This is a genomic window from Pseudomonas mohnii (assembly GCF_900105115.1).
In the GTDB taxonomy this organism is placed as follows: Bacteria; Pseudomonadota; Gammaproteobacteria; order Pseudomonadales; family Pseudomonadaceae; genus Aquipseudomonas; species Aquipseudomonas mohnii.
Map to the genome: position 1 here is coordinate 1 of NZ_FNRV01000002.1, position 21010 is coordinate 21010.

At 59.0% G+C, this 21010-nt stretch carries 18 protein-coding genes and 3 pseudogenes; 11 read left to right on the plus strand and 10 right to left on the minus strand.

The features are described 5' to 3' along the window. The 4 genes from BLV61_RS31390 to BLV61_RS30085 all read left to right on the plus strand — a co-directional run. Positions 1 to 406 (plus strand): hypothetical protein (locus BLV61_RS31390; protein WP_167361851.1); only part of this gene is annotated, 406 nt, incomplete at its 5' end. A gap of 140 nt (positions 407 to 546) precedes the next feature. Then, on the plus strand, positions 547 to 1323 hold the full coding sequence (locus BLV61_RS30075; protein ID WP_047539404.1) for an ABC transporter permease: 777 nt from the start codon (positions 547 to 549) through the stop codon (positions 1321 to 1323). Between the two features lie 72 nt (positions 1324 to 1395). Further along, positions 1396 to 2799: an MBOAT family O-acyltransferase gene (locus BLV61_RS30080; protein ID WP_090470106.1), complete on the plus strand. Its 1404-nt coding sequence runs from the start codon at positions 1396 to 1398 to the stop codon at positions 2797 to 2799. Between the two features lie 7 nt (positions 2800 to 2806). Then, a complete protein-coding gene (locus BLV61_RS30085) occupies positions 2807 to 3796 on the plus strand; it encodes a hypothetical protein (RefSeq protein ID WP_244160009.1) in 990 nt (329 codons plus the stop codon). Positions 3797 to 3821: 25 nt separating this feature from the next. Here BLV61_RS30085 and BLV61_RS30090 read toward each other — a convergent pair whose 3' ends face one another. From BLV61_RS30090 to BLV61_RS30110, 5 genes are all read right to left on the minus strand, one after another. Next, on the minus strand, positions 3822 to 4778 hold the full coding sequence (locus BLV61_RS30090; RefSeq protein ID WP_090470114.1) for a GDP-mannose 4,6-dehydratase: 957 nt from the start codon (positions 4776 to 4778) through the stop codon (positions 3822 to 3824). Continuing rightward, complete coding sequence (locus BLV61_RS30095; protein ID WP_090470117.1) at positions 4750 to 5889, minus strand: glycosyltransferase; 1140 nt, start codon at positions 5887 to 5889, stop codon at positions 4750 to 4752. Before BLV61_RS30095 ends, BLV61_RS30090 begins: the two co-directional genes overlap by 29 nt. Then, a complete protein-coding gene (locus tag BLV61_RS30100) occupies positions 5886 to 7331 on the minus strand; it encodes a class I SAM-dependent methyltransferase (RefSeq protein ID WP_090470119.1) in 1446 nt (481 codons plus the stop codon). Before BLV61_RS30100 ends, BLV61_RS30095 begins: the two co-directional genes overlap by 4 nt. Next, positions 7315 to 8544 carry an ABC transporter ATP-binding protein gene (locus BLV61_RS30105; RefSeq protein ID WP_090470122.1) on the minus strand — a complete coding sequence of 410 codons (1230 nt, stop codon included), beginning with the start codon at positions 8542 to 8544 and terminating at the stop codon, positions 7315 to 7317. Before BLV61_RS30105 ends, BLV61_RS30100 begins: the two co-directional genes overlap by 17 nt. Positions 8545 to 8686: 142 nt before the next feature. Continuing rightward, the gene (locus BLV61_RS30110; RefSeq protein ID WP_090470125.1) at positions 8687 to 9838 is read right to left on the minus strand and encodes a glycosyltransferase family 4 protein; all 1152 of its coding nucleotides are present in this window, start codon (positions 9836 to 9838) and stop codon (positions 8687 to 8689) included. Positions 9839 to 10109: 271 nt separating this feature from the next. On the opposite strand from BLV61_RS30110, the gene BLV61_RS30115 reads away from it, so the two are divergent. The 3 genes and pseudogenes from BLV61_RS30115 to BLV61_RS31970 all read left to right on the plus strand — a co-directional run. After that, positions 10110 to 11528, plus strand: a complete 1419-nt coding sequence (locus BLV61_RS30115) for a mannose-1-phosphate guanylyltransferase/mannose-6-phosphate isomerase (RefSeq protein WP_090470127.1) — start codon at positions 10110 to 10112, stop codon at positions 11526 to 11528. 91 nt (positions 11529 to 11619) lie between these two features. After that, positions 11620 to 11883, plus strand: a pseudogene (locus BLV61_RS30120) (reverse transcriptase domain-containing protein); the annotation flags it as partial. Then, positions 11882 to 12008 (plus strand): annotated as a pseudogene (locus tag BLV61_RS31970) (IS5/IS1182 family transposase); the annotation flags it as partial. The pseudogenes BLV61_RS30120 and BLV61_RS31970, both read left to right, overlap by 2 nt. Before the next feature lie 8 nt (positions 12009 to 12016). Here the strand turns inward: BLV61_RS31970 and BLV61_RS32275 are convergent. Beyond that, positions 12017 to 12235, minus strand: coding sequence for a DUF4214 domain-containing protein (locus BLV61_RS32275; protein ID WP_090470130.1), 219 nt, complete (start codon positions 12233 to 12235; stop codon positions 12017 to 12019). A gap of 325 nt (positions 12236 to 12560) precedes the next feature. Here BLV61_RS32275 and relB point away from each other — a divergent pair, with 325 nt between their 5' ends. Beyond that, positions 12561 to 12788, plus strand: a complete 228-nt coding sequence (gene relB / locus BLV61_RS30130; RefSeq protein WP_090470133.1) for a type II toxin-antitoxin system RelB family antitoxin — start codon at positions 12561 to 12563, stop codon at positions 12786 to 12788. A gap of 338 nt (positions 12789 to 13126) precedes the next feature. Then, positions 13127 to 13216: pseudogene (locus BLV61_RS31975) on the plus strand (NAD(P)-dependent oxidoreductase); the annotation flags it as partial. 21 nt (positions 13217 to 13237) lie between these two features. On the opposite strand, the gene BLV61_RS30140 reads toward BLV61_RS31975, so the two are convergent. From BLV61_RS30140 to BLV61_RS30155, 4 genes are read right to left on the minus strand one after another with little or no spacing between them, the layout of a single operon-like run. After that, positions 13238 to 14398 (minus strand): DegT/DnrJ/EryC1/StrS family aminotransferase, encoded by a 1161-nt coding sequence (locus BLV61_RS30140; protein ID WP_090470137.1) that lies wholly within the window; start codon positions 14396 to 14398, stop codon positions 13238 to 13240. Then, on the minus strand, positions 14395 to 15243 hold the full coding sequence (locus BLV61_RS30145) for a beta-keto acid cleavage family enzyme (RefSeq protein WP_090470139.1): 849 nt from the start codon (positions 15241 to 15243) through the stop codon (positions 14395 to 14397). Before BLV61_RS30145 ends, BLV61_RS30140 begins: the two co-directional genes overlap by 4 nt. After that, complete coding sequence (locus BLV61_RS30150) at positions 15244 to 15939, minus strand: acetyltransferase (protein WP_090470142.1); 696 nt, start codon at positions 15937 to 15939, stop codon at positions 15244 to 15246. Next, positions 15932 to 17482 (minus strand): glycosyltransferase family protein, encoded by a 1551-nt coding sequence (locus BLV61_RS30155; RefSeq protein WP_090470145.1) that lies wholly within the window; start codon positions 17480 to 17482, stop codon positions 15932 to 15934. The genes BLV61_RS30150 and BLV61_RS30155 overlap by 8 nt, the downstream gene beginning before the upstream one ends. A 215-nt stretch (positions 17483 to 17697) precedes the next feature. Here BLV61_RS30155 and BLV61_RS30160 point away from each other — a divergent pair, with 215 nt between their 5' ends. Further along, on the plus strand, positions 17698 to 18144 hold the full coding sequence (locus tag BLV61_RS30160; RefSeq protein ID WP_090470147.1) for a hypothetical protein: 447 nt from the start codon (positions 17698 to 17700) through the stop codon (positions 18142 to 18144). 412 nt (positions 18145 to 18556) lie between these two features. Then, positions 18557 to 20806: a DUF4214 domain-containing protein gene (locus tag BLV61_RS30170; protein WP_167361853.1), complete on the plus strand. Its 2250-nt coding sequence runs from the start codon at positions 18557 to 18559 to the stop codon at positions 20804 to 20806. Positions 20807 to 21010 lie beyond the last annotated feature (204 nt).

Below are 21010 nucleotides of genomic sequence, written 5' to 3' on the forward strand. Positions count from 1 at the left end.
CGTTAAAGACCTGAGCGCCAACGTAGTTGCTGCTACTGATAACAAGATCTCTGACGTGTTCCATTTTGCTGACGGCGTCAAAGCCACGGATGATTTCTCCATCCAGCAGTTCAACAAAGGTGACGCGATCTATGTTGGCGAAGGTTTCACCTTCAACAACAACGTTAAAGTTGAAGCTGATGGTTTCTTCACTGGCACCAACACTGGCGTCAAAGAAGTGTTCTTCATCCAAGACGCTACCACCAAGGTTGTTAGTGCTGTAATCGAAACTAACGCTGTTGGTCATGTAACTGCCGCTGGTGCTGAAGACAATATCGCTGTGATTCAGCTGGCTGGCGTTACTTCCCTGTCCGACGTTAGCTTCGCTAACGGTGTTATCGTGAGCAACCACGTAGCTGTTGCCTAATCGCAATTAGCTAAATAGTTGCTTCAGTCACGGCCCTCGGGTCTATGACTAAGTGAAAAAACCCGCCCCTTAAAAGGCGGGTTTTTTTATAGCCGGAGAGTGCGTATCCTCTGGCCCTTTCTTCTGTACCGGATGGCTTGATGAACTGGAACCTGATTCTCAACTTCACTCGCCAGGATCTGATCGACAGGCACTCTGCTTCCATGCTCGGCGCGGCCTGGACCTTCATCCTGCCGCTGATCAACATCCTTATTTTTACCCTGGTGTTTTCCAGCATCATGGGCATGCGCCTGGGCGGGTTGGGCCAGGACCTGGGGCCTTGGGGTTATAGCGTCTATCTGGTCAGTGGTCTGCTGGCCTGGAACTGCTTCTCTGCCACGCTGACGCGTATCACTCAGGTCTTTCACGAAAAAGCCCACCTGATCGGCAAAGTACGGATGTCGCTGTGGTCGCTGCCTTTATATGTAGTGCTGAGCGAAACCGTGCATTACCTGATCGCCACCGGTTTCTTCATGATTTTCTTGATCGCCATCGGCTTTAACTTCACCTGGAGTTTACTGTGGTGGATCCCGATTTTCCTGTGCCAGCAATTGCTGGCCTACGCGTTGGGCATCACCTGCGCGATCCTCTCGGTGTTCATGCGTGACATCAAGGAAGTGGTCGGTGTGGTCGTCCAGTTCTGGTTCTGGCTGACGCCGATTGTGTATGTCGCCAATATCCTGCCTGGTTTCATCCAGCATCTGGTGGCGCTTAACCCGTTCTACCACCTGGTGCTCGCGTACCGGGCAGCACTCATCACCGGGCAAATGCCCAACCTGTTTGCAATCGGTGTGTTGACGCTCTTCTCGTTGGGGTTGTTGACCGTTTCGATCTGGGTCGGTCGGCGCCTAGAGCGCGATATACGCGACTTCCTGTAACGGGAAGTTCTTCGATAACTGCAGCGGGCGCCTTGCTCGCTGTGCCTGCCAGTACCTCACCAAGTAGTCCTAATGATCTTCAGTTCGTATGCATTCCTGCTGCTGTTTTTTCCGGCGGTTTACGGTCTGTTTCTGCTGTTGCGGCGTTTTCGTCTCGAGCAGCCGGCATTGGCAATGTTGGTCATTTCCTCGTTGGTGTTTTATGGCATGTGGAGCTGGCGCTACCTGGGGCTGTTACTGGGGCTGATTGTCGTCAATTACCTGCTGGGACTGCAGCAGGTGAAAACCCGCCGCAAGCTTTGGTTGGTCGTGGCGGTGGTGTTCAACCTGTCGGTGCTTGCGTACTTCAAGTACGCGGGGTTCTTTTTCTCTTTTTTGCCGTCCTCCGCCAGCTGGCACATCATTTTGCCGCTCGGCATTTCCTTTTTTACGTTCCAGAAAATTGCCTGGCATATGGACCTGTACCGCCGCCGTCTGCCGGACACGGGCACGATGCTCGAGTACAGCTTCTTCGTGTGTTTTTTCCCGCAACTGATCGCCGGCCCCATTGTTCATGCCCGTACCCTTTTTCCGCAGATAGCCGCAGGCTGGTTCAATCGACCACTGACCTGGCAGCTGGGTATTTCGCTGCTCACCGTGGGTCTGATGAAGAAGGTGTTGCTGGCTGATCCGCTGGCACCAGGCGTCGCCGCGCTGTTCGATCACGCCCAGGCAGGGGACGCGTTGCCGGGGCCGAGTGTGCTGCTGGCCGGGTTGAGTTATGGCCTTCAACTGTATTTCGATTTCTCCGGCTATGCGGACATGGCCATTGGCTTGGGCCTGATGTTCGGCATCAAGCTGCCGGCGAACTTCCGCTCTCCTTATAAGAGCGCTTCGATCATCGAGTTCTGGCGCCGCTGGCACATCACGTTGTCGCATTTCCTGCGTGACTATCTGTACATCACGCTGGGCGGCAATCGGCGTGGGCGCCTGATGGCCAACAGCAACTTGATGATCACCATGCTGTTAGGCGGACTTTGGCATGGCGCGGGGTGGCAGTTTATTTTGTGGGGCGGCCTGCATGGCCTGTTGTTGGTCATCAACCACTATTGGCGGCACCTGAGCCGCTGGCGGCTGCCGCGGGTTGTCGCAGTGCCGTTGACCTTGTTGGTGGTGATGTTGGCCTGGATTCCGTTCCGTGCCGACTCGCTGACCACCAGCCTGCACATCTTCAAAGGGCTGGCCGACTGGCGCTGGACCTGGACTTTCGAGCCCTTGGTACTGCTTCGGGAAGTGGCCAGCATGCACATCGACAAGAGCTTGCCCTGGGTCTGTGTGGCGCTGCTGGCGATGGTCCTGACCTTGCCGGGCAGCCGCCGTTTGTGCCTGACGTTGGGTGCATTTGGCCGCGGCCTGCTGGTGACCGTCGGTTTATTCATGGTGCTCAAGGCGCTGGCCGGTGCACCGGATCGCGCCTTCCTGTATTTCAACTTCTGAGGTGGCCATGAAATCGGAGACGTCATCTCGTGGTTTTCTACGGGGCGCCTTGCTTGGCTTGGCGCTGGTGGGCGGGCTGTGGCTGTTGATGTTGGCCGGACAGCTCGGGCGCCCTGTACCCAGCACGCATTGGGTCGAAAAGGCCTACGAGTACAAATTGGCCCAGGCGAACACGATCCAACAACCCAAGGTGCTGGTGGTCGCAGGCTCCGCGGCGATGTTCGGCGTGGACTCCAAGGCCGTGGCCGAGGCCCTGGGCCGTCCGGTGGTCAACTTGGGCGTCAATGCCGGGATCCTGCCGCCCTACATCCAGAGCTACGCCCGACAGGCCATCAAGCCCGGCGACTGGGTTGTACTGCCGGTGGAATACCCGATGTTCCATGGTCGCTATTCGATCAACATGTCCTTCATCGATTACTGGTGGGGGCACCCGGGATTTCGGCGCCTGGATGTGAACCTGGTGCAGCTGGCCCAGGTGTTCTGGCTGACGCCGGTTTTACGCGCCGTCGATGGCTACCGGGGCTTGCCATCGGGTTTCAAGGTGAGCGGGTTGTACGGCCCCCAGAACCTCGACCAACACGGCGATCAGATCAACACCCAATCCAGTCAGCAGGAAGTCTGGATGCATGAATTGGTTGAGCGTTCAGGGGTTGAGCGTTATGGCGCGCAGGCCCACGCCTGGAACGCCAACTGGGCCAGTTGGAAGGCGCTGGCCGATGAGGTGACGGCGGCCGGTGGATGTGCCGTGTTCGTGCCGCCACCGATGCTCGATCGGGCGGATTACCACCAGGGCAAAGAGCGCCGTTACTACACTTCTCTGCCGGAACAGGCACGTTTACACGGGTTGAACTATGTTGGCTCGCCGCTGGATACGCTGTATCCGATGGACCGCTTCTTTGACACCAACTACCACCTCAACGCCGCCGCCCGAACCCTGTACACCCGTCACCTGATCGAGCTGGTCAAACCTGAATTCGACCGGTGCAAGGCCCATTAGGGCAGGGGCAGAAGCGAGCTTGTGCTTAATCGGTGTGTTTGACCTGCTCGCGCCAGTAGTCCAGCAATTCCTTCAGGGTCTGCTCCAGCGGGATGCTTGGTGTCCAGCCGGTGCATTGCATGAGGCGTGTGCTGTTGCCGAGTGCGACCGGAATATCGGAAGGGCGCAGGCGCTCAGGGTCCAGTTCCACCGTGATGGTGGCGCTGCTCAACGACAGCATCAGGTCGAGGACCTGCCGGATCTGCAGCGAGCGGCCGCTGGCGATGTTCACGCAGTTTGGGTGGCCTGGTTTGTCGGCCAGTTTCAGCAGCTCGATGTAGGCGTTGCAGACGTCCTGGACGTCGAGGAAATCCCGGGTGGCTTCCAGGTTGCCGACCTTTAGCACCGGTGCTTGCTGACCCGCTTCGATCAGGGCGATCTGCCGGGCGAACGAAGCGCTGACGAAGTCAGGGCTCTGCTGGGCGCCGATGTGGTTGAACGGGCGGGCAATCACGCCTTTGATGCCTTGGCGGAAGTATTCGCGGAACGCGCTTTCGGCCGCCACCTTGCTGGCCGCATAAGGGTTTAGCGGCTCGCACGGCGTCAGTTCATCCAGCGCCAGGCCCGATTTGAACGCGGCGCCATAGACTTCCGAAGAGCTGGGAAACAGCACGAATGCATCCGGCGCCTGCAACCGGATCGCTTCAAGCAGGTTCATGCTGCCCATGACGTTGGTCTGCCAGGTGCGCAGCGGCTCCTTGAAGCTGGTCGGCACATGCGAGACAGCCGCGAGGTGCACGACGTGGCTGGGCTTGGCCTGCGCCATGGCCTGCTCTAACGCGTCCGCGTCCCGGATGTCGCACACCAGGTGCTCATCGGCGCCGTGGTCGGCCCGGGGCTCGCTACTGCTCAGCGCGATCACTTGATAGCCCACGTCCTGCAGGCGGCGCGTCAGTATCTTGCCAACGAAGCCGTTAGCTCCTGTGAGTAGTAGACGTGGCATCCGGTTTTGCTCCATCACAAGGCGGTAAAAATTCAAGCTGACCGAGCCACTGCACCAGCGCGTCGCGCAGGTTGTCGCGCTCATAGCGCTGCAGGTTACGCAGGCCGGCAGCGATCGTCGTTTCCCGCAGGCCGGGCTCGGTATTGAGCAAATGACAGGTCAATGCGAAGACAATCGGATCGTCGCTGTCCAGCAGCAGTCCACCTTCGCCCAGGGTATCGGGGATGTTGGAGCGTGCCTGTGTGACCACCGGAAGCGAGGCATAGTTCGCCTCCAGCAACGGCATGCAAAAGCCTTCGTGGGCGCTGGCACACCAGTATTGATGGGCATTGCGGTACAGCCAGCGCAACTCCGGCTCGGAGCATTTGCCAACCAGCAGGACCTGATCCTGCAGGCCGAGATCAAAGATGTACTGCTCCAGCCCCCGGGCATAGGCTTCGCTGGTGGTGCCGCCGACCAGGATCAGGCGCTGCGGCGGTTGGCTGGAGTCAGCCTGCTTTTGCAGCTGCAGCAGATGGTAGAACGCCTCGATCAGCAGGTACTGGCGCTTGTTCTCCGCCAGGCGGCCGACCGCCAGGTAGTACCGGGTGTCGCTCTCTTGCCGGGCGATGAACCCGGGTTCTGCAGTCGGCCCTTCCAGCCGGCGGGTATCGACCAACAAGGGCAAGGTCTTGCTGCGTGGGTAGCCAGCGGCAATCAGTTCGCTCTGGTTCAGCGGCGAGTCGGCCAGGGCATGGACGAACTCGTCACGCCATTGCTCAAGCTGCTCCAGGCCCATTTCGGCATAGCGACGCAGGCCGCTTCCCGCGGGGAAGAACTCTGGCGGCGTGATGTTGTGATAGACCAGTGCCTTGGGGCAGCGCTGGTCCAGTAGCCATGGGCCGTGATCGTGGCCCATGGAGTGGTGATACAGCAGCAGCGAGCATTTGGACGGATGAAAGGTACGTGCGGGCAGCACTTCCCCGGCCATCTGCTCGGGGATGTTGAAGCTGTAGATGTGCGACTCGTAACCCAGGTCGCGCAGCAGGCTTCGAGTGAACAGCAGGCCGTTGGTAACGCCGTCCCCGGCGGCAACGCTGGGGGCGAATTGATCGATGCGAACTGGGGTCATGTCAGGCTCTTGCTGGCCACTACGGCATAGTCCTGAGGACCGTAGAACAAGGCATCACAACGGCGAGCGACTTCAGAATCTTCATTCAGTGCGTATTCGCGCGGGATCGGGTTCAGGCGATGGATCTGTACCTGCTCGAAGCCCTTGAATTCCACCAGGAATTCGGTGAAAGCCGGCGGCAGCGGATGTAGGTGTGTCGGGTCGGTGTAGAAGTGCGTGGCGGCACTGACCAGGTTTTCCGGGTTCGGTGTCTCGAAGATGATCACGCCGCCGGGAGCGAGTACGCGCTGGCACTCATCCAGCAGGGTGTTGAACTGCTCGAACGTCAGGTGCTCGATCACATGGAACGCGGTGACCGCTGCCAGGCTGTTCTCCGGCTGCTGCGCCAACCACAACAGCGCGTCTTGCTGCACGGCGCTCAAACCCTGCTCGTGACAGGCCTCGACATTCATCGAGTTCAGATCGACGCCGATGCGCGAGTAGTGCTCAGGCAACATTTGCAGCCATTCACCCCGGCCGCAGCCGATGTCCACCAGTGGCAACCCGTGGTTGAGCGGCACGATCGCATCGAGGATCGGCAGGTAATAGGACTGGCGACCACGGATGGTTTCGGCGTCGCCCCGGAAACGGTTTTCGAAGGCCAGGTAAAAACTGTCCGGGATGTTGCTTTGGTGTTGCAGAACAGCCGGTACCGCTGCGGCAGTCTCTTGCGGCGCGGCGACAGCCACCTGGCGCGGCTGGCGCTCCAGCTGCTGCAGGCGGGCGCGCAGCTCTTGTTGCACGGTCCGGGACTGTTTCAGTTCGGCTTCCAGGCGTGCGAATTGTTCCGCCTGGTGTTTTTGCTCTTCGTGGTGCTCCTGCAAGACTTTTTGATGGTCTTGCAAGTAGGTATTGAGTTCCTGAAGGTGAGTCTGGAACTGATCCTTGTTGCTCAGCATTTCGCCGTTGTGTTGCTTGATCTGGCGGGTCAGCAGGTCCAGGCGGGCGATGTAGTGGCGGTTACGCGCCTCGGTCAGCATCAGGCCGTAGGCGCTGAGAATCAGTTTGCCCACCACCGGGATGCGGCGAATGGTGTTCTTCAGACGCGCTCGGCGCAGGCCTTGTACATCAGCATTGTGCGCGTTGCCTTCAGGCGAGTAGCGCAACTCGGCCAGGACCTCGAACTTGTCCCAACCGGAACGCAACTTGTGCAGGGTGCTCTGCAATTCAGCGTTTTCGGCCTTGCGACCGATCAGGGTTGGGTAGGCGGCGCGGGCCAGCGCCTCGTCCTCCAACTGGATCAGTTGCATCCAGCCATACGGGCGGTCATAGCGTTCGGCCGGCGAAGGGTTGAACACCGGGAGCGCGCGCTCGCTATTGCCCAGCCGATAACGCTCGACCTCGGCCTCGATGCGACGGTTGAGTTCCTGGAAGTCGAGGTCCGGGTTATTGGGTATCAGCATTACTTACAGTTCCGTTGAAAGTCTCGGATGGCATTTCCTGGAGCGTCGGAGCAAGGTCGCATACGCCGGCGAAGAATGTCCCGGTAATACCGGCCACCTCGAAACCAATGGCGTTGTCCCGCCAGTGGTAACAGTTAATGGTGTGATCGGCGCCGTCATGCAGGGCAAGCGTGATTGTATATTTGCCCGGCGCCAGTCGCATCGGGAAGTTGTAGCGCAGGTGCTTGCGCTCACCGTTGACCAGGGCGATCGGGAAGTTCAGGTAGTGGCTGTTGGTGCCGAAGATGTCCTGGCCGAAACGGTCCCGGATCATCAGGCCCAGCGAAACATCCGGCAGATCGGACTGCGCGGCGATCGTCACATCCAGGGTTCCGGTGTCGCCACTGGCCAGTATTGAGCTTTGCGAGTTCTGCCCGCAGAAGGTGACGTCTTCGAGAATCGCCTGGCGCGTGCCGTAACCGGCTTCCAGCAACTCACGTTTGCTGTATTCCTCTTCGTCGGCACCCAGCAACTGGTTATAGATGTTGACGGCATCTTCAGGATCGCCGTCGGCAACGATCTTGCCCTCGCTCAGGACAATGGCGCGATCGCAAATCATCTTGACCGCATTCAGGTCGTGGGAAACGAAGATGATCGAGCCGCCGTTGGCGCGGAATTCCTTGATGCGGCGCATGCACTTCTGCTGGAAGTGGCCGTCACCGACCGAAAGCGCTTCGTCGATCAGGAAGGTGTCCGGGTTGGCATGGATGGCAATGGAGAAGGCCAGGCGCATGTTCATGCCCGAGGAATAAGTGCGGATCGGCTCATGGATGAACTCACCCAGCTCTGAGAACTCGACGATCGCCTGGCGGCGCTCCTCGATCTGCTGGCGAGTCATGCCGAGCAGCAGGCCGTTGCCGGTGATGTTCTGCAGGCCGCTCAGATTGGGGTCGAAACCCGTGCCAAGTTCCAGCAAACCGGTGACCCTGCCCGTGATCTTGATCTGGCCCGCGTCAGGCAGCAGGACACCGTTGAGCATCTTCAGGAGCGTGGACTTGCCAGCGCCATTGCGGCCAAGAATGCCCAGCGTTTCTCCGCTGGCAACACGAAACGAGATGTTGTCTAACGCCCTGTGTGTGCGGTGGAAGCTGCGGCGCATGACGACTTCTTTGAGCCTGTGCCAGGGTCTGTTGTAGAGCTTGAACTCTTTGCAGACGTTTTCCACTTCAAGCATGCATGTAACTCTTCAATAGGTATGACATTTCGAAAATTGCCGCATGGGCACTATGTCATGGGGAATCAGGGGCGGAGACTAGCATGCGCAGCCATTTCAAGCAGTTAATGCCTCGAACTGCGCTGGCACTAAGGAAGACGCTTCAGCCGTCTTTCAGCACCTTGCGATACACATCCAGCGTCTGCCTGGCGCATTCATTCCAGTTGTAATGATGGGCGCGGGCCAGGCCGAGCTGGATTTTCTCTTCGCGCAGCGTCGACTGGTTCAGCACGTCCTGCATGACCGCACTGATGCTCTCGACACTGTAAGGGTCGACCGGCCACGCTGCATTGCCGCTTACCTCCGGAACCGAGGTGCTATTTGAGGCAATCACCGGACATTGTGCCGCGAACGCCTCGATAACCGGCAAGCCGAAGCCTTCATACAACGATGCGAACACCAACGCGCTAGCGCTTTGCAGCAAGGTCAAGACGTCCGATTGCGGCAGGTAGCTGAGCCAGCGGCCTTCGCCTTTCTGCTCCAGGGCATGCAGTTGCGGCAGCAACTCTTCATTGTTCCAGCCATCACGTCCAACAATGACCAGCGGATGCGCCTTGCGCACCGCGTCGGGCAGTTGCTGGAAGGCTTGCAGCACCCGCAGCAGATTCTTGCGCGGTTGCAGAGTGCCGACAAACAGGAAGAACCCGGGCTGCAGGCCATGCGTATCCAGGACAGCGCGGCGTTGCTCGGCTTCGATGCGCTCGAAGTAGATCGGCTCCACGCCCAATGGCGTCACGCTGATGCGCTCGGGGGAGATCTTCAGGTGCTCGACCATGTCCTGCTTGCTGTATTCGGAAATGGTGATGATGTGGTCGGCTTTGCGGATCGCGGCGGCGAACAGCCAACTCTTGAGGCTGCGCAGGTCGTTCTTGATCCACTCGGGGTGCAGCATGGGGATCACGTCCATGATGGTCGCAACCGTGGGCACACCGTGGATTCGCGGGATATGGTGATCGGTCGCATGGAACAGATCGATGTCCCTGGCAATCGCCCGCGAGTTAGGCAATGGAAGCTTGAGGATGCCGCTCAGCAGCGCATGCACCGGGTAGCGCACGGCCAGCTGTTTGGGCGTGCCGCAGGCCATCGATGGCAAGTCGCGACCGAATGCATAGGGTTGTAGCTGGATATCGGAACCGCTGCTCTGGATGGTCTGGTCCAGGCCATCCCATAACGCACGTGAGTAAGTTCCAATACCGTCCAGGTGTCCAGCGCGCTCGCCGGCAGCCCAGACCGTACAGCTCAAGCCAATCTTCATTCTTCAACGATCTCGATCAACGAATTGCATAAATAGCTCGCCAGCCAGTGACCTGATTTCATTGTGTAGAGGTGATTGGAAATCAGGGCGCGGAGCCTAACATGACTGAGAGATTCAGGCATTTTTAGCACTTCACCCGCCATTAGCCCGCAACATCGTCATCCGTGCTCATACCCGGCCTTCATGTCGCTATCCATATTGCATCCCTATTACACCCCCCGGATAATGTCTGCCCTTCGCTACGCCCTCGTGGCACAAGACTGGAGCTTCTATGTTTACCCCTGTAATCCTGGCTGGCGGTAATGGTTCACGTTTGTGGCCTCTATCGCGTCAGAGCTTTCCCAAGCAATTTCTCGCTCTGGATGGGCAAGATCAGGGGACGATGTTTCAACGGACGTTGGCTCGGCTGCAGGGGCTGGAGCATTCACCCGCGATCATCGTGAGCAATGAGCAACACCGTTTCATCGTGGCCGAGCAACTGCGGGTGGCGAAGATGACCAGCCGCCGGATCATTCTTGAGCCGCTGGCTCGCAACACCGCGCCAGCCATTGCTTTGGCTGCTTTGGAAGCCACTGCCGACGGTAGCGATCCGATCCTTTTGGTGCTGGCTGCCGACCACCATATCCATAATGAAAAAGCATTCCGTGACTCGGTATGTCAAGCTCAGGCCTATGCGGAAAAAGGGCATTTGGTGACGTTCGGCATCACGCCAACCCACGCCGAAACCGGTTTTGGCTACATCCAGTGCGGGGCTGCCATCGATCAGGGCGGTTTCGCGATTGCCGCCTTCAAGGAAAAGCCTTCGCTGGAAGTGGCCGAGGAGTACCTGTCTTCGGGGGCTTATCTGTGGAACAGCGGCATGTTCATGTTCCGCGCCTCGGTGTTCCTGGCCGAGCTGAAGAAGCATCGCCCGGACATTCTGGCCACCTGCCACGTGGCGCTGGAACACGCCGAAGCGGACAGCCACTTCCTGCATGTGCAATCCGAGCATTTCGTGATGTGCGCCGATGAGTCAGTGGACTATGCCGTAATGGAACACACCGACGCCGGTTTGGTGGTTCCGCTGGATGTCGGCTGGAACGACCTGGGCAGTTGGGCGGCGATCTGGGACGTTGGCCCGCACGACGCCCACAAGAACCGCCTCGAAGGCGACGTGATGGCCATCGATACTCGCAACTGCCTGGTGCAATCGCATCACCGCTTGGTGGCCACCGTCGGCCTTGATGACTTGATTGTCATCGAAACCAAGGACGCCGTGCTGGTCGCCAACAAGAACGACAGCCAGCAGGTCAAGGATGTGGTCAAGCGCCTGCTGGTCGAAGAGCGCGCCGAGTTTGTCACCCATCCACTGGTCAACCGTCCCTGGGGCCACTACGACACGGTCGACAAGGGCGAGCGCTATCAGGTCAAGCGGATCAGCGTGTTACCGGGCGAGTGCCTGTCGTTGCAGCTGCATTACCATCGCGCCGAACACTGGATCGTGGTGTCCGGTACGGCTCGAGTGATCTGTGGTGACAATGAATTGATCCTTTCCGAGAACCAATCCACGTATATCCCGCTGGGGGTCAAGCATTCGCTGTCGAACCCGGGCAAGGTGCCATTGGAGTTGATCGAAGTGCAGTCCGGGGTTTACCTGGGTGAAGACGATATCGTTCGCTTCGAAGACCGTTACGGACGCTTGGCTAAATAATTAGCGATCTATATTCCCAGCGTCTTCATGATGACAAAGGGCAGCCTCGAGGCTGCTCTTTTTTTTGTGCGCCCAGCATGGGCGCAATCTTGTGGGTATTCCAACGGTCACCGACCGCTTGATCCAGCAAGCGCTGCTGCAAGTCTTGCAGCCATTACTCGATCCGACCTTCAGTGAACACAGCTACGGCTTTCGTCCGGGACGTTCTGCGCAGGACGCCGTTCTGGCGGCTCAGCGCCACGTATCCTCGGGTCGCAAAGTGGTGGTGGATGTTGATCTGGAGAAATTCTTCGACCGGGTCGACCACGATATTTTGATGGATCGTTTACGCAAGCGGATTGCGGATCGGGCGGTTAGTGGAGCGCAGCTTCGCTTGGCTGGAAAAGAACCGACGGTTGTGGAAGAACTGCGAGCGGCTGCTTAACCAGCCTGCAGTTCATCCACTTAGCCTTCCTGAGCCTGCTGCTCAAAAGACTTTGAACAGGCTCTTAGAAGTGCAGGTCCCAGTCTGTGCTCGCCAGCTTGTGCCCTGTCATTTCCACCGAGGTCACAAAGCTATTTGCCATGTCAGTTATGGTGCTTCCGTTGTTGAGTGCATTAACCCAGAAAGACTTACCCTCAGCGTCTGCTGCACGACCAAAGACAGCCTGATAGAGCACGTCGACATGGTGGCTGGCATCACCATTTAGGCCGAAGCCGCGGGCGATGCTTTCTGAGCGAAGTCAACTTTGTCCAGGACGCTGCTGCTCTTACTCGCGAGTGCGCTAGTGTCGACGACTAGCGCCGTGTGTTTGCCGATTGATATGAGATTAGCGTTGTGTCGGCAATTGGTTCAATTCCACATCAACGGCAATACACTCTCCTTGGCTCCAATACGGGGTCATGTCGAGATACAGGATGGCGCTAAAGGTGAGCCACTTTTAAACCCCTAACGGCGCTTTCGTTAAATGTCACTCATCATCGAAGCCCACATCGGTGGATTTTGTCTGTGTGTGGACAAATGAATACACATATCACATAGGAGGCTAAGGCATGGCCACTTCCATTCGACGGGCACCCGAAACCGAGCAGCGCCTCGATTTTTTGGCGAACAGCACGGGACGGACCAAAGCGTATTACTTGCGTGAAATCATCGATCATGGCCTGATCGACATAGAGGATTACTACCTCGCGGCAGAAGTCCTAGAACGGGTTCGTAAAGGTCAGGAAGCCGTGCATTCGGCTGCTGACGTAAGGAAAGACCTTGGTCTGGACGATTGATTACACCGACACGGCCAAGACCTAGTTACGCAAACTGGACAAGCAGGCGGCCAAGCGCATCCTCGACTTTATGGATGAGCGGGTCGTTGGGCGAGATGATCCACGCAGCACGGGCAAGGCCCTTATGGGCCCGCTGTGTGGTTTATGGCGTTATCGGGTGGGGGATTTTCGGATGATTTGTGACATCCAAGGCGGTGCCCCGCCGCGCTGGCTAAGCCGGAAACGGACCCGCCCCCAGAAGGGGAGCCCACAGAATTCGGAAAAAATCGTACGCTAAGGTTTTTCGATCAGTCTTAGGCCTGCAAGGTTGATATGTTCATGGCCCAGCGCAAACGTCCGCAGCCATCTATGTGATGCCGACGTCGGACGAAGCTAGCCACATTTTTGATCCGCGCTATGGCGTGACCGGCGGTAAGCCTAGCCTGTGATGAACAGGCGCACAGTGCGGGTCAGGCCTGGCATAGGATGGCCGTCACGGCATTGATGACCCGTTGCACTTGGGCATCGCTCAATGCCGGGCTCAACGGCAGGCTGACGGTGCTCCGGCCAATGGCGCTGGCGTGGGGCGTGTCATCGGGTCGCCAGCCCAGATGATCCTGATAGTAAGGGTGCGCGGGCAGGGCTAAATAGTGCACGCCGACCCCGATCCCGACGGCGGTCATGCGCCTAATAAAGACGTCACGGCTGACGGGGCTGTGGGTGGCGTCGATCTGCAACGTGAACAGGTGATAGGCGTGGCGCACGTAGCCGGGTGGCTCGGCGGGCAGAATAACCGGCAAATCCGCTAACGCTTCGCGATAGCGATTCCAGATGGTTTTCCGGCGCTCCCAGCCACCGTTGACCCGCGCAAGCTGGTGAACGCCAATCGCCGCTTGCATATCCATCATGTTGTATTTGAAACCGGCCTCGACCACTTGGTAGTGCGCGTAGCCTTCATCCGAGAAGCGTTTCCAGGCATCGCGGGTCATGCCGTGCAAGGCCAACATCCGCATGCGCTGGGCCTGTGCGATGTCGCGGGACACAACCATGCCTCCCTCGCCGGTGGTGACATTTTTGGTGGCATAGAAACTGAAACAGCCAAAATCGCCCAGCGTGCCCGTAGCCCTTCCGCGATAGGTGGCTTCTACGGCATGCGCGCAGTCCTCGATCACTGTTAAACGATGGTCGCGAGCGATCGCAAGGATCTCGTCCATGGCGCAAGGCAGCCCGGCGAAGTGCACCGGCATCAGCGCCTTGGTGCGCGGGGTGATGCGCGCGGCAATGGCAGACGGGTCGATGTTCATGGTCTGCGGGTCCACGTCCACCAGCACTGGGGTGGCGCCGGTATGCAAAATGGCGTTGGCGGTTGCGCAGAAGGTCAGTGGGGTAGTCAAGACCTCGTCATCCGGACCGACCCCCGCTGCCAGCAGGCTGAGGTGCAACGCTGCAGTGCATGAATTGACCGCCACAGCCTGCTCGGCATCCATCCCTTTGAACGCGGCGAAGAGCTCTTCGAATTCCTTGACCTTGGGGCCAGTGCCCAGCCATCCGGAACGCATCGTCGTGATGACTTCGAGGATCTCCTCCTCGCAGATGTCAGGTGCGCCAAAAACGATAAAATCCTGGCTCATGAAGTCATCCCCAAACGATCTCTGATCGCCGTTGTGGACAATAGCCGGCGCTCCAGCAGATGCGCCTGAGCGATGACCCGCTCGATCAGTCGTGTGTTGCTGGCCAGAACCGTCCGTTGCTGGTCGAACCAGAGATTGTCTTCAAGCCCCACGCGCACGCCATCGGCGGCAAGCAGGCCCAGTCCGTTGGCGGCCAGTTGGAAGCGGCCAAGTCCGGCCACACCGACGATGCAGCCGTGAGGCAAGGCCGCCAGAATTGCCGCTAGTTGTAGAAGATCCGCTTGCGCACCGGCGACGTTGCCCAACAGCACGTTGACGTACAGCGGTGGCTTGAGCAGGCCTTCTTTGAGCAGCACGGCGGCGAAATTGGCCATGCCTGCGTCGAACACTTCAAGCTCCGGCTTGATGCCTTTTGTCGCCATGCGTTCTGCCAGTTGGCGGATGGTATCCGGTGCGTTGACGCTGGCCGACTGCGCGAAGTTGAGCGAACTCAAGGTGAGGCTGGCCATGTCTGGTTTGGCCAAGCCGTCCAGTTCCAGCACACGCGAGCGCGACTCGAAACCAGCGTCCTGGCGCCCGCTGGTGGTAACCCCGACGATCAATTCCCGACCGCCCGGCAAGGCACGAATGGCCTCCACCAAACGGCCGTACGGCGCGGGGTCAGCAGTCTGTATGCCCGCATTGTCACGAGCGTGCAAGTGCACCATCTGCACTCCCAGCGCCAAGGCTTGGGCGACATCGGCCAGGATTTCTTCATAATGTAATGGCACATGGCTGTTCATGGCCTTGGTCGGTATCACGCCGGTGCACGCCAGATTGATGAAGTACGGCTTGCCGACCTGCATTCAGCCTCCGCACGCTTGCAGCGCGGTCTTGGACGCTTTGCGCGCCGGGTTGCCGACGTACAGGCCGTCGGCGTCGGTGTCTTTGAGCACCACTGCCCCGGCGCCAACGAAGGTGCGTTCGGCTATGCGAATGCGATCGCGTAATACGGCCCCGACGCCGATGAACGCCTGCTCGCCGACCTGGCCTTCACCGCCCATGGCGACCTCGGCGGCCACGAAAGCATGATCGGCAACCTGGCAGTGGTGGGAAATGTGCGCGCCACTGCGGATGATGCAATTGCTACCAATGCGCGCGAACGGCTGGATGATCGCGTGTTCGTAAATCAACACGTTTTCGCCAATGTCCAGGTCCGGCCAGACACTGGCGCGGCTCGACACGTAGCTGACGAAATCGTAGCCCCTGCGCTTTGCCGCCTCGAAACGTTCACGACGCACGCCGTTGATCTGTTGGTAGCCCATGGGAATCAGCAAACGGTAATCGCTGGGGGGGTAGTACGCTTCCAGGTGTTCGAAGGAAACCAGCGGCAGGCCTTCAAACGTTGGGTTGGTGATGTACGCCAGGTCCACGGTAAAGGCTGCGACTTGCCACGGCGTGTCGTGGCATAGGCAGTACCAGGCCAGGCTCGCGGAGCGCAGGTTGCCGAACACCACCACCGGACGGGTATCGTCCAGCGCATTCTGATAAAAGTTACTCACAGGTCAGCCCTCGACGTTGCTGGAAGTAGGCACTCGCCGCGTAGCAGGCGTCGATTAAGCCTTGGGCGGCGGCGGCACTTGAAAAATCCAGGCGCTCGAAGAAACGCTCTTTGAGCGCTGCACCGGCCTGGCTGCGCACCTCGGGTTGGGCGATCCAGTCTTCCAGTGTGGCAAAGTACTGATCGATGCTTTGCGCTGCAAATGGTCCCAGTTTGTCCCCGGCATCACCGTCGCACAACGCCGCTACTGCCACACCTTGCTCCATGGCCATTGCCACGGCGCCGCCACCGCCCACCCGGGGCGGGTTAACGAAGATATCGCTCGCTGCCAGCCAAGCCTGCACCTGGGCTTGCGGGCTGACGCGGTAGATCCTGGCATGGCGCGGCAAGCTGTGCATGGCAACGTTCTCGCCCACCCCGACCAGCAGCCAGTACGTATCGGGGTGACGATCAACCAGCGCAAGCATGCGCGCTTGCCACTCAGCGGTTAGTTCGACTTCGAGGCGATAGCCGACAGAAATCAGCACAGTCGCGCCAGCGGGCAGGTTCAGCGAGGTGAGAGGCACCGCAGCGGCTTGCCCTACCGGCCAGAAACGATATGTGAAGGGGTAAGCAACAGGCTCCGGCAAGCCTTGCCAGCATGCCGCATCAGTATGGGGATCAGCGCAAAGCCAGCTGTCGACCGGTGCCAGCGGGGGCATGGCGTGCACTGACAGACCTAGCACCGGGTAGCGCTCATAGAGGCTGTGCACGAGGGGCGATATAAACCCGACAAACAGCACCACATCCGGGGCAAATGCGTCGATGGCGTCCGACACCGATTGCAAGCGCCCGTGCAGCGATAAATCCGGGTTGGGCAAGGTGATCGGCGCCTCGCCTGCACGTTTGAGCTGCAAGGTCTGCGGCTGCGCGATGACCGGGACCACGTATTCGTTGCCGCCGAGGTAGCTGCCGATCGCCGGTATAGCGTTTTCCTGGGCGGTGAAGGTATGAAAGTCGACAGATGCCTGGGCCAGTACGCTCATCACATTAAGGCTGAACAGCGTGCCACCGTGGTTGGGGCTGGCGATGTGCGGGGTATAGAGCGCAATGCGCAGGCGCCGGGTGCCAGGGCGTCCTATGGGCTTGGCGGGAGCAGGGCGTTGCGGTGCGGCCAGTTGTGCGGCGATGAGACGTTGTAGGCGCAGTACATCGACATTGCGCAGACGCTCGATCATTTGAGTGCGGTCGGTCGCTCGCGCTAAAGCGTTGTGCCAGGCCAGACCCAGCAGGCTCATCAAGGCATCGGCTGGCCAGCTAGCGTCAGCTTGCGCCCCTTGCCGGGCATACCAGAGCGGGTCTTTAGTCAGATCGGCAAGCACCGAACACCGCAGCCACTCTGCCTGGCCAGGGGCGACTTCAAGGGCCGTAATGCGCTGGACCATCTGCGCCCGCGCATCGCCTGGCAACTCACCGACGTATTTGCACAGCCGTTGCCACAGCAGGGACGAATGCGCTGCACGCTTAACGGTTTCCAATGCATCCAGTGCCAACGTCAGTTCCATGGTGCGTAAAGCCTTAATGCCGCAAAGGAAGGGTGCAGACGACGCAGTGTACAAGGCTGCCCCGGCGACCTTTCAAGTGTTTTTAAGCGGCCAATCCTAGCGCTTGAAAATATTTGCGGGAAAGTAAACCAATGTGCAAGCTAATTAAAATATCAATACGAGATCACTGCCGTTTCGATCGAGCATTCCGCCGCGATTTCAGGGAGTATCAGCCGATGGCTGCTTCTGCGTATCTTGACCAGGTCCTACAAATCTATATTTCCTACCTGGGCCGTCCGGCTCATCCATCCAGTCTGGCCTATTGGGCCAACGAGATCGATGCGGCGGATGGCAGCTTCGCCACAGTCATTGGTGGATTCTCAGCGTCTGCGGAATCCAGGTCGCTATACGGGTCGATGTGTACCGACCAGGTGATTAGCGATCTACGCCAAGCTGTTCAATCGTCAACCGGACGCCGCAGGCCTGGCCACTGGAAGCAACAACTGGACGGCGGCGTCGTGCCTCAGGCGCAAGCGGAGCTGACTATTCTGTTCGGTGCGCAAACCAGCGAAGCCACGGGCATAGCCAGCAGAAAAACCGGCTTTGCGCACATCGCTGGGCTGGACAGTGGCGACTTCATCAACTCCAACGGCGCACTAGCGGGTCGGCAGTTGTATCAATGAAAACCAACCTGGGCAGCAAACCGACCGGCCCAACCATACTGGATACCTACCTGGATGCGGCGACCCTTGGTGACGGCAGCGCGCATCGTCCAGGAAACCTCGGCCAGCACAACCCTCGCGATAAGGCACGACAGCGTGATCCAATTGTCAGTACTGGTCGATCTGACCAACACAGCCGTCATCAGCGATGTGGTGGCGTTGGGCTATGCCATAGACCTTCCTCAGTCCTTGTAACAGCGGACCTGCCTGTAACTGAGCTGGATGAATGGAAAAAACGCTGCCCGCAATGGCAGCTGTTTTCATGTTCTGGTGTCTGAAAAAAATTATTTTTCACGTAGGAAATTTCTCGAATCTAAGCTAGAAGCTTCCTTTCAATCGAGCATTCCGCGACGTTGTGATGGAGTCTTTACCGATGGCTGCTTCAGCGTATTTTGATCAGATTCAACAAATCTACCTTGCTTACCTCGGACGTCCGGCTGACCCCGACGGTCTGGCCTATTGGGCCAACCAGGTGGATGCCGAAGACGGCAGCCTCTCCGGGGTCATCGGCGGCTTTTCGGCGTCGGCAGAATCCGATACGCTGTATGGACAACTGACCACTGATCAGGTGATCACCGCCATCTACGTCAACCTGTTCAATCGTCAACCTGACGCTGCAGGTCTGGCCTACTGGAAGCAGCAACTGGACGGCGGCGCAGTACCTCAAGCGCAAGTCGCGCTGGCCATCTTGCTTGGCGCCTTGACGAGTGACGCCACGGCTGTGACCAACAAGCTGACTATCGCCAAAGCCTTTACGGCGCAGGTCGATACCTCTGCAGAGCTCAGCGGCTACGGTGGCAGCGCCTCCCTGGATTACGCCCGCTCGTTCCTTAAAACCGTTGGCGCAGATGCCGCTTCGTTGCAAGCGGCGACCAACAGCCTGAGCAGCGCCGTGGCCATCGCGACCGGCACCCAAACCACGCCCACAACGCCAAGCGGCCAAACTTTCACCCTGACTGCCGGCGTTGACACTATCAACGGCACGGCCTCGGCTGACACCATTCGCTCCACGCTGGATGGCGCCTTTTCCTCCGGTGACTCGATCAATGGCGGCGGTGGCAACGACACGCTGGTGGTGACCGGCGCGTCGCAGATATCCACCTCAGGCATCACCGTCACCAATGTCGAGACAGCCTCTCTCACCACCGGCGGCACGCTGAACGTCGACACGACCGATTGGACCGGCCTGACCCACCTGACGACCTCCAGCCAAGGCTACGCCTCCGTGACAGCAGGCAGCAGCACGGTGATCAATGCCACGGTGGAGAACATGGCCAATATGGACCTGACGTTCCAGGGTGGCTCGGATGTCACCGTCAACGCCCGTGGGTCAAGTAGCGCCCAAATTCGGATCGGCGACGATGTCACCCCAACAGGTGCCGTGGACGTCACCCATATCGCTACCGAAGCGATTTCGATGGGTACGATCGTTGTGGCCGGTGGCACCACTGTACATGTGACCCAGGGCGCTGAAAACGCAGTCAACACCACCGCCCGCCTTGGCAGCGTTCACGTGCAGGGCAGCGCCGATACCACGTCGGTCATCATCGACAATGCAGCTGCCGTCACAGCAACCGGGCTCGTCGCCGGTGTCAGCAAGTCAGACGTGCGGATCATCGATGGCTCACAGGGGGGCAATACTCCGGGCACGATCACGGACATCACGATTAACAACTACACGGGTGCCTACATTGTAGACAACGCCTTGACCCACCTGACCCTTAAGGGCGGTTCAGGCAACATCATCATTGATAACAGCGGACTGGACACACCGACTAACACCACCCTCAACCTTTCCGTCAACGGCCTCACCGGCGGCACGCTGGACGACGCCGACATCTATCAGACGCTGAACATCACCACCACTGGCACAGCTTCCACGCTGGCCAATAACACCTTTGGCGGCCTTCACTCTCTGATGCTCAACGGCGATCAGACATTGACACTAAACTCCACGACGGGCTTGTCGGCCATTCAATACGTGACAGTGAGTGGCGCAGCAGGCCTGACCGCCAGCTTCGGCTCTGCGGTGCTGCCAACTATCGACGCAAGCGGAACCAGCGGCAACATGACAATCGGCCTCACCAGCGCGGGGACTATCGACTACGTAGGCGGCTCGGGTATCGACACGCTGAACGTCATCAGTGGTTCAGGGGCGATCAGCACCGGGGCGGGCAACGACATTGTCAACGTGGGGGCTATCAACGGTTTGATGACCATTGACGTTGGCGCGGGCACCGACCGGATCAACCTGACCGCTGCGTCCACCTCAGCAACGACAATTGCCAAAGTCACCGGGCTGGGTGATGGCGACATTATCAGCTTCGCCGGGGCGTTGGGCGGCGCGGCGGAGGTTTCAGTGCAGACGAGTTTCTCCGCGCCAGTGACGACGCAAGCCTCCTTCCAGGCGTACCTGGATGCCGCTACGGCTGGGAATGGCAGCGTGAATACACTGCTCAATTGGTTCCAGTTCGAGGGTAATATTTACATCGTCCAAGACACCTCGGCCAGCGCCACCTTCTCGGCAGTTCATGACAGTGTGATCGAATTGACGGGGGTGGAAACGCTAAGTGGAGCTTCCATTGCCAGCGGTGTTGTGACGCTACACACCGTGCTGGGATGACCCCTGTTGCAGCATCGGCGTCTCGAGATAACTGAGGTCGCCGACCGAAAGAAAAAACCGCTGCTCAAACAGGCAGCGGTTTTTTTATGTCTCGCCTATGAAATGTGTGCCCACCGGCGAACCAGTGGGTAAATGTACTCCAACGGCTAACTCAGTAGTCATACAGCACCGCGCAGTCCGACTGGCCGGAGCTCAGTGGGCCGA

Excerpts from the sequence above, each read along its gene's own strand:
- BLV61_RS30140 (WP_090470137.1), bottom strand. The coding sequence starts at position 14,398 with ATGAGCCAGGATTTTATCGTTTTTGGCGCACCTGACATCTGCGAGGAG.
- BLV61_RS30085 (WP_244160009.1), top strand. The coding sequence starts at position 2,807 with ATGAAATCGGAGACGTCATCTCGTGGTTTTCTACGGGGCGCCTTGCTT.
- BLV61_RS30095 (WP_090470117.1), bottom strand. The coding sequence starts at position 5,889 with ATGACCCCAGTTCGCATCGATCAATTCGCCCCCAGCGTTGCCGCCGGG.
- BLV61_RS30090 (WP_090470114.1), bottom strand. The coding sequence starts at position 4,778 with ATGCCACGTCTACTACTCACAGGAGCTAACGGCTTCGTTGGCAAGATA.
- BLV61_RS30155 (WP_090470145.1), bottom strand. The coding sequence starts at position 17,482 with ATGGAACTGACGTTGGCACTGGATGCATTGGAAACCGTTAAGCGTGCA.
- BLV61_RS30115 (WP_090470127.1), top strand. The coding sequence starts at position 10,110 with ATGTTTACCCCTGTAATCCTGGCTGGCGGTAATGGTTCACGTTTGTGG.
- BLV61_RS30170 (WP_167361853.1), top strand. The coding sequence starts at position 18,557 with ATGGCTGCTTCAGCGTATTTTGATCAGATTCAACAAATCTACCTTGCT.
- BLV61_RS30145 (WP_090470139.1), bottom strand. The coding sequence starts at position 15,243 with ATGCAGGTCGGCAAGCCGTACTTCATCAATCTGGCGTGCACCGGCGTG.
- BLV61_RS30160 (WP_090470147.1), top strand. The coding sequence starts at position 17,698 with ATGGCTGCTTCTGCGTATCTTGACCAGGTCCTACAAATCTATATTTCC.
- BLV61_RS30105 (WP_090470122.1), bottom strand. The coding sequence starts at position 8,544 with ATGCTTGAAGTGGAAAACGTCTGCAAAGAGTTCAAGCTCTACAACAGA.
- BLV61_RS30100 (WP_090470119.1), bottom strand. The coding sequence starts at position 7,331 with ATGCTGATACCCAATAACCCGGACCTCGACTTCCAGGAACTCAACCGT.
- BLV61_RS30075 (WP_047539404.1), top strand. The coding sequence starts at position 547 with ATGAACTGGAACCTGATTCTCAACTTCACTCGCCAGGATCTGATCGAC.
- relB (WP_090470133.1), top strand. The coding sequence starts at position 12,561 with ATGGCCACTTCCATTCGACGGGCACCCGAAACCGAGCAGCGCCTCGAT.
- BLV61_RS30110 (WP_090470125.1), bottom strand. The coding sequence starts at position 9,838 with ATGAAGATTGGCTTGAGCTGTACGGTCTGGGCTGCCGGCGAGCGCGCT.
- BLV61_RS30080 (WP_090470106.1), top strand. The coding sequence starts at position 1,396 with ATGATCTTCAGTTCGTATGCATTCCTGCTGCTGTTTTTTCCGGCGGTT.